The organism is Rhizobium sp. CF080 (genome assembly GCF_000282095.2).
Taxonomy (GTDB): domain Bacteria; phylum Pseudomonadota; class Alphaproteobacteria; order Rhizobiales; family Rhizobiaceae; genus Neorhizobium.
Genome location: NZ_AKKC02000004.1, coordinates 959,666 through 973,536, shown reverse-complemented (window position 1 = coordinate 973,536; position 13,871 = coordinate 959,666). Strand labels below are relative to the sequence as shown.

12 protein-coding genes are annotated in these 13,871 nt (G+C 59.7%); 7 read left to right on the top strand and 5 right to left on the bottom strand.

Annotated elements, in window-relative coordinates:
- Window positions 1-116: 116 nt before the first annotated feature.
- From PMI07_RS11625 to PMI07_RS11605, 5 genes are all read right to left on the bottom strand, one after another.
- Complete coding sequence (locus tag PMI07_RS11625) at window positions 117-1,748, bottom strand: ATP-dependent acyl-CoA ligase (RefSeq protein ID WP_007762424.1); 1,632 nt, start codon at window positions 1,746-1,748, stop codon at window positions 117-119.
- Window positions 1,749-1,791: 43 nt separating this feature from the next.
- Window positions 1,792-2,613 (bottom strand): ABC transporter permease, encoded by an 822-nt coding sequence (locus PMI07_RS11620; RefSeq protein WP_007762426.1) that lies wholly within the window; start codon window positions 2,611-2,613, stop codon window positions 1,792-1,794.
- Window positions 2,610-3,404 carry an ABC transporter ATP-binding protein gene (locus PMI07_RS11615; RefSeq protein ID WP_007762429.1) on the bottom strand — a complete coding sequence of 265 codons (795 nt, stop codon included), beginning with the start codon at window positions 3,402-3,404 and terminating at the stop codon, window positions 2,610-2,612. The genes PMI07_RS11620 and PMI07_RS11615 overlap by 4 nt, the downstream gene beginning before the upstream one ends.
- 1 nt (window position 3,405) lies before the next feature.
- Window positions 3,406-4,326: an ABC transporter substrate-binding protein gene (locus PMI07_RS11610; RefSeq protein WP_007762431.1), complete on the bottom strand. Its 921-nt coding sequence runs from the start codon at window positions 4,324-4,326 to the stop codon at window positions 3,406-3,408.
- 565 nt (window positions 4,327-4,891) lie between these two features.
- Window positions 4,892-5,767, bottom strand: a complete 876-nt coding sequence (locus PMI07_RS11605) for an AraC family transcriptional regulator (RefSeq protein ID WP_007762433.1) — start codon at window positions 5,765-5,767, stop codon at window positions 4,892-4,894.
- A 213-nt stretch (window positions 5,768-5,980) separates the two neighbouring features.
- Here PMI07_RS11605 and PMI07_RS11600 point away from each other — a divergent pair, with 213 nt between their 5' ends.
- From PMI07_RS11600 to PMI07_RS11570, 7 genes are all read left to right on the top strand, one after another.
- The gene (locus tag PMI07_RS11600; protein ID WP_155956441.1) at window positions 5,981-8,155 is read left to right on the top strand and encodes a TonB-dependent siderophore receptor; all 2,175 of its coding nucleotides are present in this window, start codon (window positions 5,981-5,983) and stop codon (window positions 8,153-8,155) included.
- On the top strand, window positions 8,155-9,765 hold the full coding sequence (locus PMI07_RS11595; RefSeq protein WP_007762438.1) for an alpha/beta hydrolase-fold protein: 1,611 nt from the start codon (window positions 8,155-8,157) through the stop codon (window positions 9,763-9,765). Before PMI07_RS11600 ends, PMI07_RS11595 begins: the two co-directional genes overlap by 1 nt.
- Window positions 9,766-9,863: 98 nt before the next feature.
- Window positions 9,864-10,163: a DUF2218 domain-containing protein gene (locus PMI07_RS11590; protein ID WP_007762443.1), complete on the top strand. Its 300-nt coding sequence runs from the start codon at window positions 9,864-9,866 to the stop codon at window positions 10,161-10,163.
- Between the two features lie 51 nt (window positions 10,164-10,214).
- Complete coding sequence (locus PMI07_RS11585; protein WP_007762446.1) at window positions 10,215-11,117, top strand: siderophore ABC transporter substrate-binding protein; 903 nt, start codon at window positions 10,215-10,217, stop codon at window positions 11,115-11,117.
- Window positions 11,114-12,091 (top strand): iron chelate uptake ABC transporter family permease subunit, encoded by a 978-nt coding sequence (locus PMI07_RS11580; RefSeq protein WP_007762449.1) that lies wholly within the window; start codon window positions 11,114-11,116, stop codon window positions 12,089-12,091. The genes PMI07_RS11585 and PMI07_RS11580 overlap by 4 nt, the downstream gene beginning before the upstream one ends.
- Window positions 12,084-13,025 carry an iron chelate uptake ABC transporter family permease subunit gene (locus PMI07_RS11575; RefSeq protein WP_007762451.1) on the top strand — a complete coding sequence of 314 codons (942 nt, stop codon included), beginning with the start codon at window positions 12,084-12,086 and terminating at the stop codon, window positions 13,023-13,025. Before PMI07_RS11580 ends, PMI07_RS11575 begins: the two co-directional genes overlap by 8 nt.
- Window positions 13,022-13,780 (top strand): ATP-binding cassette domain-containing protein, encoded by a 759-nt coding sequence (locus tag PMI07_RS11570; RefSeq protein ID WP_007762452.1) that lies wholly within the window; start codon window positions 13,022-13,024, stop codon window positions 13,778-13,780. Before PMI07_RS11575 ends, PMI07_RS11570 begins: the two co-directional genes overlap by 4 nt.
- Window positions 13,781-13,871: the final 91 nt, after the last annotated feature.

The following is a 13,871-nucleotide window of genomic DNA, read 5'->3' as shown; positions in this document are numbered from 1 at the left end:
CGGGCCCAGAGAAGACGATCGTCCACGAACGCCTTGCACCTGGTCAGACACCATTAAAGGCGACGGAGCGGATGGCGCTGCAGACGGCGGACGCAACACGACGCAGATTGTGAGGATCACCGCACCAGTTTGTAGCCCGATTTTTCCCGATCCCAGGTGCTGTCCGTTATACCACGCTCGATCAGCTTGAACTTCTGCACCTTGCCGTTTTCCGTGAGCGGCAGTCCCTCGACGAAATCGAGGAAACGGGGCACGGAGAAATAGGACATCCGCGGCTGGCAGAAATCCATCAGCTCGGCCGGCGTCAACGTCATGCCGGTTTTAAGAACGATCGACGCCATCACCTCGTCTTCGGCAAGTTCCGAGCGCGCCGGAAACACGGCTGCATTCTCGATCGCCGGATGCGCCACCAACACTTGCTCCACCTCGAATGACGAGATGTTTTCGCCGCGGCGACGGATGGCGTCCTTCATGCGGTCAAGAAACTGGACATACCCATCGCTATCCTTTGTCACCCGGTCACCGGAATGGAACCAGAGATTGCGCCAGGCTTCGACGGTTTTCTCCGGCATGCCAAAATAACCGGTCGCGATCGAGAACGGTTCGGATGCCCGGATCACCAGTTCGCCGGGCGTGCCGTCTGGCACTTCGTTATCATCTTCATCGAACACCGCAATCTCGAAGCCGGGCCGGACCTTTCCCATGCTGCCCAGCCGCTGCTCGTGCGACAGGGCACTGATGACGAAATTGGTTTCCGTCGATCCATAACCATCGCGGATCGCCACGCCGAAGCGTTCGGTGAACGGTGCATGAAACTGCGGCGGAACGCCCGGCGCCAGAGCGATCCGGGTCTTGTGCAGGCGATCGGTCTCGCTGGCTTCCTTGGACAATAGCATCGGAACCATCGCACCAAGGAGATAGGTGACGGTTGCCTCATGCGCAGCAAGCGACACCCAGAACTTCGACACCGAAAATTTCGGTTCGAGCACCATCGACGCCCCAGTCAAAAGCGCTTGGAAAAGAGTATTCAGCGCATTCGTATGGAAGAGCGGCAGACAGGTTAGCAGCACGTCGGTTTCGGACACCCCGAGCAATGCCGCGGTATGGATGCCCCACCAGAAATATTGCGCATGGGGGCAGCATACCCCCTTCGAAACACCCGTTGTGCCGGAGGTGTAGAGGATTGCGACAGTATCCGACGGCCGGCTCGGATACGCGTCCATCTCGCCATTTTGCTCCGGGATCGGACAATGCGGCCATGCAAGCGCCGCATCTGCAGGCACGTCTCCCACCGTCCAGATCTGTTGAAGCGGAAGATCGGTGTCGGAAAGAGCATTGAAGACGCCAAGATAGGCAGTTTCGATCACAGCCAGTCTTGCGCCGCTGTTCTTCAGGATATGCTCCAGCTGGGCGCCGCGCGAGGCGGTGTTGAGCGGCACGGCGATAGCCCCGCACCATGCGCAGCCAAGAAGCACCTGCAAGAATTCCAGCCGGTTGCTGCACATGATCGCAACCGTATCGCCGGCCTTGATACCTGCCATCCGCAATGTCTGTCCGGCGGTTGAGGCCAGCGTCCGCGTCTGCGCAAAGCTGAGCACCCGGTCGCCCAGGGTTATCAGCTTGCGGTCACCGTAACGTTCGGCCTGGCGGGTCATCAACTCCGGAAATGTCCGCGCCTGCGGCGGAAACACCTCGCGAAGCTGGAAGACGTTTTCCGCCCTGAGCAGCTCGGTCTGATCGAAATTCATCTTGATCCTCACAACTTCATACGCTCGCGATGGGCCGTCGCTCTCAATGGCGGATCTGGTAGCGATGCAGGAACTTTGTGGTGCCATAGCGCAAGATCCGGTCGAAGCAGAGCCCAAGCAGGCCAAGCACGATGATGCCGGCGAAGACCCAGTCCGTCCGCCCGAAATTGCGGGCATTCCAGATCAGCGCACCCAATCCCTCCTGTGCCGCGACGATTTCAGCCGACACTATGGTCAAGAACGAATTGCCCATGGCGATTCTGGCACCCGTTACCATGTATGGCACTGTCGAAGGCACGACGATGGTGATCAGGATCTGCCAGCGATTGGCCCCGAGTGCGGACGCGGCCTGCAGACGCATTTCGAGCGTCGCCTTGGCGCCGGCGATCGTGTTCAGGGTCACGATGAAAACGGTGGTGTAAAAGATCAGCGCGATCTTCGAAATTTCGCCTGGCCCGAGCCAGATCACCGACAGGGTTACGAAGGCGATCGGCGGAATGAAGCGGAAAAACTCGATATAGGGGTCGAATACGCGCCGCACCACCGGCAGCATGCCCATGAAAATGCCGAGCGGAATGCCGATGACCACGCCGGCTGCCCAACCGAACAGGATGCGGTATGCGGACGCGGCGACGGACATCTGCAGCGTGCCGTCGGCCGACAGTTCGATCAGCGCAAGCGCAGTATCATAGGGCGAAGGCAGGAACAGCGGCGCAACGCGCAGGCTCATCAGCTGCCAGATGACGATCCCGGCCACGACGGAAAGTGCGCCCGGAAGCATGTTGAGAAGCCAAGAAGGCGACCTTCCCTGCAAACCAGCTTTCTGCGCTGCGGCCGGCGTGGGCACCGCGTCTGTCGAACTCATGCCGCATTCTCCGAAATCAATCCTTGCGCCTTTAGCGTCCGACCGACCTCGGCCGAAATATCCTCGCGCAAGATATTCTGCAGTTCGATCGCCCGCGGCGAACTGAGGTCGCGCGGATGCGCGATATCGACCGAGACGATATTCTTGATCTTGGCCTGCGGGCCTGCGGTCATGGTTACCACACGGTCGGCAAGGATGACGGCCTCCGAAATGTCATGCGTGACGAAAACGATCGTCGTGCCGGTAGCCCGCCAGATGCGTGCGACCTCGCGCTGCAGGATTTCACGGGTTTGGGCATCGAGCGCGCCGAAGGGTTCGTCCATCAGGATGACGGATGGTTCGTTGGCGAGAACCCGGGCGATCTGCGCTCTTTGGCGCATGCCCCCTGAAAGCTGCGCCGGAAATTTGTCAGCCGCATGGGAAAGACCGACCATGGCAAGGTATTCCAGCGCCGACGCCTTGCGTTTTGCGGCAGGGACACCGCGGACGCGGGGTCCGTACTCGACATTTTCCCGCACGCTGAGCCACGGGAACAGTGCCTCGGAGCTCTGGAACACGATGCCGCGATCGACGCCCGGCCCCTTGACCGGCTTGCCACCGGCTTTGATCGCGCCAGTCGCGGGCACAAAGCCCGCGATGACGTTCAGCAGCGTGGATTTTCCGCAGCCACTGGGGCCAAGGAGACAGATGAATTCTCCCTCGGCTATATCGAGATTGGCGCCGTCAACCACGCAGTGACTGTCGAAGGTAATCGCGACATCCGAAAGCGTTATGCCAACACCTTTCGCCATATCAGTTCACCTTGCCCTTGGTCATGGCAGTGCGGAAGTCCGGCTTGGCGGTGACGATCTTCTGCGACGCGAGGAATTCGACGATCTTGTCGAAGCCCGCGTGGTCGGCCTCGGTGAAGGGCCGAACGGCCCAGTTGGTCGACTTGAGGAAGCCGATCGTATCGGCGGCCGGCAGTTTCGTGATCGTCTGGAATTCGGCAGCAGCCTTGTCCGGATCGGCAGCAATCTGGGCGTTGACCTCCGCAAGCGCGGCAACGGCATTCTTTGCCGCGTCCTTGTGGCCATCGAACCATGCGCCGGATGCGGTGAGCCACATCGTATAGGCGTAACCGACATCGCCGCTGGTCAGCAGCGTTTTCGCGCCCTGCTTGACCGCAAGGCCCGGCCACGGTTCCCAGACGAAGAAGGCATCGACATCGCCGCGGGCGAGCAATGCGGGCAGTTCCGGCGGACCTGCCGGTACGATCTTCATGGCGGAAGGATCAAGCCCGTATTTGGTCATGGTCAGGCTGGTCGAATATTCGCTGACGCTGCCCTTCACGACGCCGAAGCTCTTGATCTGCTTGGGATCGGTAATGCCCGGCTTTACGGCCAGCTTCAGATAGCTGCCGGACTCCTCGTAGATCGTCGTGGGGCGCAGATCGGCGCCGCGCGCCATGCGGATCATTGTTGTCTGCTCGGCGGCACCGGCAAGATTGGCCTGGCCGGCAATCACGGAATCGACCGCTTCGCCGCCGTTCGAGAACTTCAGGAACTCGACTTCGAGCCCGTGTTTCTTGAAGATGCCCCGCTGCTGGGCAAGGTAGAAAGGTGCAAATGCAGCATCGGTACCGATCGCCATCACGACCGGCTCGGCCTTGGCGGTTGCGGCAAGACCAACAAAGGCCGCGACCGCAGCCAGGAGCAAGCTTCTCAGTTCCATCGTAACCTCACCTTTTTGACAAACGCCAAGATTCAATTCGGACATGCAGCTCAGGCTGCAGCCAACGATCTCTCGAATGCTTCATCCCCATACGCGATCTACGCCGCGTTTTTCTCAATTAAGGTTAGCCTAGGAGCGAATATCCGCAGTGTCAATTTGAAGCTTAAAGTTTTTTTGGCCTGAATTTCAGGCATGGCAAAAAGTGGCCATGAAGGCGGGTTTCTGCCGAGCAAGACCCAATGATTTATTGAGCGGACGCAAAGCTGGCGCGTAATACGACGCAATTGTTTCTCGAGGATGGCGACGTGAAGTTGCCGTTCTATCTTCGCCGCGCCAGGAGATTGAAACCCAGGTCCGCCTGGGTGAACATCGTGGAAGGCGACGTGCAAGGCGTGTAGCCCGAATGTGAAGATGCGCCCGGATTCGATCGACTTTGCCGCCCGGAATTGGCGTCGAGGTCGCGCAAGATGACAAGACTGGCCGCACTTGTCGATGTCGTGGTGGAGTTTGCGACGAGAATAACACGGGCCACGAACGGCTCGATGATTCGGCTCCTTCAAGACCTTCAAGCACGAAGGCGCTTGGGGGACACACCGTATGCTCTCTTGAAGGCCGTCGTGAAGCTGGACGGGTTGTTGTAACCGGCGAGATAGGCAGCTTGCGATATCGGAATGCCGTCGCGTTCCAATGCTGTGCGAGCGGTCTCCAGTCTCTCCCTTCGGATGAAGTCGGAGATCGTCATGCCGAACCGTTCCTTGAAATGCCTCTGGGCCGATGAAGTGCTGATACCGACGTGGCGTGCGATAGCGTCCAGCGTCACATCCTCGCAGACGTGGGCGAGGATGTAGTCACGGGCCTTTTCGCTCTGCCGGTGGTTGAGGGCCATCGCCTGGTGCCGCACATCTGTTCCTTCTGCAACGAGTGCGGTGCAGGCTTGGCACAGGATGTCGAAGGCATGGGCATTGCGATGGAGCGTCAGTAGCTCGCCGGCCATGGCCATGGGAGGCTTTATGATGTGCTCGGCGATCTGAACGACGTGCTTGTTGGGCCGAAAGCGGAACTCGGCAAGATGTCTGGAGAAGAACTCCCTCAGCCTCGGCATGCTCGTCGGCTGGGAAGTAATCAGCCGTTCGACCCAAGGCAAGGGCGCGGAGATCATCACCTTGCGCAACGGCGTCTCGCTTTCGTTGATGAACTGCAGTTTGCAGCCCTCTGCGATGTTGAGCATGAAGACCAAAGGGGCGGCGCCGTCGACATTGCCCGCATCTATCTGGAAGTGCGCACCATCCATGATGAAGTGCTGCTGTCCTTGGAGAAACACCATCACCAGGAATTTCGGCCATACCTCGTAAAGATTGTCATCCGGCGTGCAGCTTGCCGGACCTTCCATCGCGCCGACGAAGAGATGCTCGGGGATGTTCGGTTTGATCCTGATGTTCAAGGTTCACCCTTCTTCATGGCGCTACCCATGAATGCTGCATCGTTGGTGCCGTCTGCGCGTAGATCTTTGCCGCCTGCGCGAAAGTCTTTCTGATCGACAGCGAACTCACGCTACTAATATACATGACTATGTCAATCATGTTTTATCGGTCGATCCGTAGGTCGGCCCGAACTGTATATGAGTGGGGCAATGAAGGGTATTTCTTCGCCGTCTATGGCTAGACGTCGTATGGTGCTGCTTGCGGCATCGAGCATCGTGATTCTGAATGTCGCCGCCGCGCAGGAGCAGCCGCAGCAGGACACGGAACTGCAACCCATCGTCATTCGCGGCGAAGGCGCGGAAAAGGGCAATGGTCCGGTCGATGGTTACGTCGCAAGGCAGAGCCTGACGGGGACGAAGACTGACACACCCATTGCCAAGACGTCGCAATCCATCAGCGTCGTCTCCAAGGACCAGATGCAGGATCAGAACGCACAGTCGGTGGCGGAGGCGCTTCGCTACACGCCTGGCGTGTTCACGGAATATCGCGGCGCGTCCAATCTCAAGGACGAGCTTTTTGCCCGCGGCTTCTATTATGTCCCGAGATATCTGGACGGACTGTTCCTCGGCAGCGATCTCTCCTATGCAAAGATCGATCCCTATCTGCTGGAGCGGGTAGAGCTGCTTTCCGGGCCGTCCTCCGTGCTCTACGGCCAGACCAATCCCGGCGGCATCGTCAATATGGTCAGTAAGAAGCCGACGGATACGCCGTTTCACGAAGTTGAAATCTCCGTCGGTACGGACCGCTATTTTTCTGCCGGCCTCGACCTCAGCGACAAGATCGACGAGACGCTCTCCTACCGCTTCGTGGTGTCAGGCCTCACCCGCGACCTTCAGGAGGATTTCACCAAGCAGAAATCGGTTGCCATTGCCCCTTCGCTGACCTGGGCTCCGGATGCAGGCACCTCCCTGACCATCCTTGGCGGCTACCAGAATGAGCCGGATGCCGGATACCGTAACTTCCTGGATGCGGCCGGCACCGTCTATCCCATTGCCGGCTTCGGTTACGTGCCACGTGATTTCTTTGTCTCCGATCCCAACTACGAGCGGGCAGAACGCGAACAGGCCTGGATCGGCTACCAGTTCGAGCATCAGCTGAGTGACGAAATCACCTTCCGGCAGAATGCCCGCTATCATTGGGTCGATTGGCTCCACCACACCCTCGTCTATGGCAGCGCGAGCGCGGATCCGTCGACCGGCGCCAACACGGTGGTCAGTCGTTCGGCAAGCGGCGGGACGGATGTCTGGCACCAGGTCACGGTCGACAACCAGCTGGAGGCCAAGTTCGACACCGGGATCGCGCAGCATACACTTCTCGGTGGTATGGATTTCCAATATCGCCACCGCGACTACCAGTGGGGCCGGGCTTCGGTGCCGAGCATCAATATGGCCGATCCCCAGTATGGCGGGTTCGACTACAGCTCGGTGGTTCTTTCAACGAGCGATCTACAGACCCTGAAGGCCTGGCAGACGGGTATTTACCTCCAGGACCAGATCGAGATCGACAGGCTGAACCTGCTTGCGGGCGTCCGTTATGATCGGGCGGGTACCGATATCGACGACCGGCTGGCGTCCAACAATGATCAGTCCTACAATGACGGAGCTTTTACCTGGCGTGCAGGCGCGCTCTACACATTCGATAACGGCATCGCACCCTATGTCAGCTATGCCACCTCCTTCGAACCGTCGCTCTACGCCCCACCTGCCGGAAAGAGCGCCTTTTCGCCAACCACCGCGAAACAATTCGAGATCGGCGTGAAATATGCGCCGGAGGGCAGCAATCTTCTGCTGACGGCAGCCTACTACGATCTCACTCAGAACGACGTCGTGAATGGCGCATGGGATCCAGGCGTAGGCGCCATGGTCTATTCCCAGATCGGCAAGATTCACAATCGCGGCGTCGAACTTTCGGCCCGCGCAGAATTAACCGACAGCCTCTCGGTGATCGCCGGCTACAGTTACATCGACTCCGAGGTCAAGGAATCCGTCGATGCCTCGACGATTGGCAAGACACCGCCGCGCATACCGCAGAACCAGGCCTCTCTTTGGGCAACCTATGCCTTCCATGAGGGCGCGCTGGAAGGGCTGACGCTTGGCGGTGGAGTTCGCTACACCGGCAAGAGCTGGGGCAACGACACCAACACGTTCAAGGTCGATGACGTCACGCTTTTTGACGCCATGCTCTCCTACGATTTCGGAGCAGCCAATCTCGATTGGCAGGGGCTTTCCTTGCAGGTCAACGTCAAGAACATTGCCGACGAGAAGTTCGTCGCATCCTGCGCCAGCGCCTATGCCTGCTTCTACGGCGAGGGCCGCAGCGTGGTTGCCAGCTTGAAGAAGCGCTGGTGATGTCGCTAACCACAATCAAGGGGGCCGCTGTTGCGGCTCTCGTTTCGATGCAAGCATTTCATGCCCTTGCCGAAAGCCCGTTGACGCTCTTGGCCGGCCAGCCGGTTACCGTGACTGTCGAAGCGAATATGGCTCGCCGGGTATTCGTTCCGCGGGCAGATGCGGGCGATTATCTGAAAGGCCGGCTGGCCGTGAGCGCCGGACGTTTCGATCTCGATCTTGTCGATGCCAAGGGCGATCATCTGCGCCGGTTCGCTGCGGATGCGGGTGGGGCGGTAGATTTTCAGTTCATCGCCGCGGATCCGGAGCGTCGGCTGGTGGTCACGGCAAAGCAACCTAACGGTAGCTACTCCCTCGTCGTCGATACGAGAGTAGCTCAGGCTGATCAGCGACCGCCTCCGCCAAGCTATCTCAGCCGGATCGTCTCCGATGCCGCAGCGACCTTCGCGGCGGAAAAGTCGACGGAGGCGTTCTGGCAGATTGTTACCCAGCGTGGCGCGCCTCTTGTGGAAGATGGTCTCGGCGGAAATAAGATCGTGACTTTTGTGGGTCGTGGCGCAAAGCGCAATATTCGGCTCTTCGGGGCGCCATCGGGGGACCACGAGGAGCTGCTGCCGCTCGCGGGCTCAGATATCTGGTTTCGCAGTTTCGTGGTGCCGACCTCGACGCGGCTGTCCTATCAGCTTGCATTCGACGTGCCCGATCTGCCGGGCACAGCGCGTGAGCGCCGTGTGGCTATCCTTGCTACAGCAAAGGCCGACCCTCTCAACCATCACCCCTGGCCTGCCGATGCCATCGATGCCTACAACCAGGATTCCGTTCTGGAACTGGCGGAAGCGCCGCCGCAGCCCTGGGTCGAGGACAAGGATAACCCACAGGGGCAGTTAACTAGCTTCTCGATGGCCAGCGCCAGGCTCGGCAACACACGACAAGTCACTATTTATCGACCAGCGGGCTTCAGGCCGGATACGGAAGAAAACGTGCTGCTGTTCGTCTTCGACGCGGACGAGTATCTAAAACGGGTCCCGCTCCCCCGCATTCTCGACAACATGATCGCCGCAGGCGTGGTCCCGCCGACCGTTGCCGTGTTCGTCGCCAACCCGGACCGGGAGGCGCGTGCGCGGGAACTGCCCGCAAACGATCAGTTCGCGGATTTCATGGCCGAGGAACTTTTGCCGCGCATACTCAGAGAAACCGGGCTACCCCCAGATCCTGGGCGTACCGTTCTGGCCGGATCCAGCTATGGAGGGCTCGCTTCGGCAACGGTTGCCATGCGCCACCCCGAGGCCTTCGGGAATGTTCTTTCGATGTCGGGTTCATTCTGGTGGAGCCCTGCCGGGACACCGGCCGAGCGGTCAGAATATATCGCGGGCCTATTCACCCAAGGCCCCCATCTTCCTCTGAGGTTTTTCTTGTCAGCCGGCCTGTTCGAGACCGCAAGCGGCGGGACAGCCGGAATTCTCGAAACCAACCGGCACCTGCGGGATGTGCTGACCGCAAAGAAGATGCCTGTTTTCTATCGAGAATATGCCGGAGGACATGACTACCTCGTCTGGCGAGGGATCATCTCGGATGGATTGATCGCACTCTTTCCGGGCCGTCACAAATAGGTCCGGGGCTTCCTTTGATCAGAAAACATGACTAATATAGTTATATTTATGATTGACGGAAGGCACGGCAAGAACGACAAGAAAAGGAGAAGGACGCCGTGGTTCTGGCCATCGCATACCTAAAAACCGCACAGGGTCGGAAATATCTGGCGCAGTTGTGCAAGCATTTCGCCCACCGGATCGAGGTGACATACGACGAGACACATGGCGAGTGCCACTTTGCCTCGGGTACGGGCGTTCTCGATGCGGACGACAGTGGATTGAGAATGGAAGCGAGCAGCGTCGACGCGGAGCAGCTCGGGCAAACGCAGGCGATCATTGAATCCCATCTCCTGCGGTTTGCCTTTCGAGAAGAGTTCGAAGCGCTGGACTGGAAAAACAGCGATCAGGCCGACTGATCGCCCTGCTTGTGCCGAGCAGCCGTCCTTAGCAGAAGAAGAGAGACGAGAATGAAGCATCTTAGAGCGATCGTGACCGGCGTGGCCCTACTACTGTCTTCGCTTGCGGCGAATGCAGTGGACATCGAGACGGCCAAGGGACCGGTCGCCATCAAGGACACGCCCCGGAAGATAGCCGTCTACGATGTTGCCGCAATCGACACGCTCGACCGTCTCGGCATCAGGCCTGCGGGTGTGCCCAAGAAGCTTTATGTTCCGGAGCTTGAACATCTGAAGTCTGGCGCTGAAATCATCGGCGATCTTTTCGAGCCGGACCTTGAAGCCCTGAGTTCTCTCAATCCGGATCTAGTCATCGTCGGCAGCCGGTCGTCGGCAATCGCCGCAGCAACCGCCGAGGTGGCTCCGACCATAGACATGACGATGGATGGCAACGATCTGGTCGAGCAGGCCAAAGTACGGCTGAGAACTTACGGTTTGCTGTTCAACAAGTCGGAAGAGGCCGCGGCCGCCGTCCGCGAGTTGGACGATGAGGTGAAGGCAGCGCGTGCGGCGGTGGCGGGCAAAGGCAATGGACTGATCGTCATGACCAATGGACCGAAGGTTTCCGCCTACGGACCGGGCTCCCGGTTTGGATGGATCCATGCGGCGCTTCAGCTCCCGCCTGCCGTTGCCGATATCGAGGCCGCGACACATGGGGAGGCCGTTTCCTTCGAGTTCATCAGGAAAGCCAATCCCGACTGGATATTGGTGCTGGATCGTGCGGCGGCAGTCGGATCCGGCGAGCAGAATGCCCGCGCAACCCTGGATAACGAACTCATTGCCCAGACGACTGCCTGGAAGAAAGGCCATGTGGTCTATCTGCCTCCGGCCGATTTCTACATCTCCGCCGGTGGCGTGCAGTCCATGCAGCATGTGATGGCCACGATTCAGAAGGCATTCACAGCCGCCCCATGACAATCATCTCGGTCGATACCCCGACACGCAGGAGACTGGTCGCGGGCCTCGGGCTCGCGATCCTGTTTCTGGCCAGCCTTTCGGTGGGAGTGGGTGAGTTCTCGCTTGCTCGCGTTGTGAACGATCCGGAAGCCCTCCAGCTCCTGTTGATAAGCCGCTTGCCACGGACGCTTGCGGCCGTGCTTGCCGGGGCCGGCCTCGCGATCGCCGGCCTGATCATGCAGACGCTGGCGCAAAACCGCTTCGTGGAGCCTTCCACCGCCGGCACGGCCCAGAGTGCGGAACTCGGCATTCTGCTGGCTACGCTCCTTTTGCCGGCAGCGTCCCTGCCGATCAAGACGCTCGTGGCCAGCGGTGCCGCAATGGCCGGTACGTCGGTATTCCTGATGACCGCCCATCGGTTGCCACCGACACAGCCTTTTCTCGTCCCGCTGTTCGGCATCGTCTATGGTGGTGTCATCGGCGCTGCTGCCACATTCGCGGCCTGGCATGCCGATCTCCTGCAATTCCTTTCGGTCTGGACGAATGGCGATTTCTCTGGTGTCCTGCGCGGGCGCTACGAACTCCTCTGGTTCGCGGCGCTGACGGTCGCCATTGCCTGGCTGGTGGCGGACCGCTTGACCATCATGGCGCTGGGCCGTGACGCCAGCATCGGACTGGGAATAAATCACGCGCGTATGATGCAGCTCGGTCTCGTCGTCGTCTCGGTCATTTCGGCGCTTACGGTCGTTGTGGTCGGCATGATCCCGTTCGTCGGGCTTGTCGTCCCGAATATTGTTTCCCGCCTCATGGGTGACAATCTGCGAGGGACAATTGTCTGCGTTGCGGCAAGCGGGTCGGGCCTGGTGCTAGGCTGCGATATCATCGGCAGGATTATCCGCTTCCCCTATGAGATTCCCGTCGGCACGGTCATGGGCGTCGTCGGTGGCTTGGTTTTTCTCTGGCTCCTGTTCCGGCGTCCCGATCATGCCTGATCGTCGCCTCATCGCACTTGGTGTCGCCGCGGTCGCCTGCATGGTCGCTTTCCTCCTCACCGGATTGAGGGGCAATATCGCCTTTGTCCTGGAACTGCGTGCCATCAAGCTGGCAGCGCTTCTTCAAGTCGGCGTCTCGATCGCGATTTCGACGGTGATCTTCCAAACGGTCACCGGCAACCGGATTCTAACTCCTTCGATCATGGGGTTGGATGCCCTTTACCTGTTTGGCCAGATGCTCATGGTCTTTCTTTTGGGAGGCATCGGATATGTGTCGCTGGACCCCTGGCTGAAATTCGGTGTCGAGATCCTGACTCTCATGGCGCTGGCCTGCACGCTGCTTCTGCCGATGTTGAAGCGGCGCCTGGATATGGGGTTGATGCTTCTGGCCGGCGTCATCCTCGGGGTATTGTTTCGCAGCCTGCATTCTCTGCTCGCCCGGCTCATCGATCCCAATGAGTTTGCGGTGGCGCAAAGCGCTAGCTTTGCGAATTTCAATGCCGTCCGCAGCGATCTGCTGATCTTCGCTACCCTGGTGACTGCTGGCGCCGCCGTGCTTGCATGGCGTGCTCGCCACATCCTCGACATCGTATCGTTGGGCTCCGATGCGGCAACCAGCCTCGGCATTTCCTGGGTCAGGACCGTCACGGGACTGCTGCTGCTCGTCTCCGGATCAGTGGCGGTCTCGACGGCACTCGTCGGTCCGGTGGCTTTCTTCGGTCTGCTGGTTGTCGCCCTTGCCGAGCGTATCGTCGATACCCGACGGCATGCGGTGCTTCTGCCAGCCGCCGCCCTGATCGCGATTGTCGTGCTGGTCGGAGGGCAGACCCTTTTCCAGCATGCGCTGGGCAACAGCTCGGCGCTGAGCGTCGTGATCGAATTTATCGGCGGGATCCTGTTCCTCCTGCTGCTGATCTTGGGGAGCCGCAGATGATCCGGATTGAAAACGTTTCGCTCCGTTATCGAACGACGCCGATCCTGCACGACATTGATCTGACCATTCCGAAGGGCGGGGTAACGGCCCTGATCGGTCCAAACGGCGCAGGAAAGTCATCGCTTCTGTCGCTCATCGCGAGGCTGCAGCCGCTGCAGACAGGCTCCATCACCATCGACGGTCTCGGCGTCGACAGCACGCCGAGCCCTGAGCTTGCCAAGGTCGTCGCCCTGTTGCGGCAGGACTCGGTCATAGCAAGCCGGCTGCGGGTCCGGGAGCTGGTCGGTTTCGGCCGTTTTCCGCACGGCCGTGGGCGACTGACGCAGGAAGACTGCAACATCGTCAACCAGTCACTTCGGCAGCTTGACCTTACCGATTTCGCCGACCGGTTCATGGAAACGCTGTCCGGTGGACAGCGCCAGCGTGCGCTGGTTGCCATGACGCTCGCGCAGGGAACCGACTATATCCTGCTGGACGAGCCGCTCAACAATCTCGACATGTACTACGCTCGCACCCTTATGCAGGCACTGCGCGCCATTGCCGATGAAAACGGGAAAACCGTGGTCATCGTGCTTCACGATATCAACCAGGCCAGCGCCTATGCCGACCGGATCGTCGCAATGAAGGGCGGCCGCGTCGTCGGAGACGGGACGCCAGCCGCCATATTCACCCCGGATGTCTTGGAAGGCATCTTCGGGTTCCGGATGCGGGTGGAGACGTTCGACGGAAAACCGCTGGTGCTGCATCACTTGTGAACACAGTTTCTGACGATACTCAACGTTCGAGTTTTTCACTCGTCGCGGCACACATGCAGGGTGGCCAGGCGACCGTCGTGGCAAGGCACAA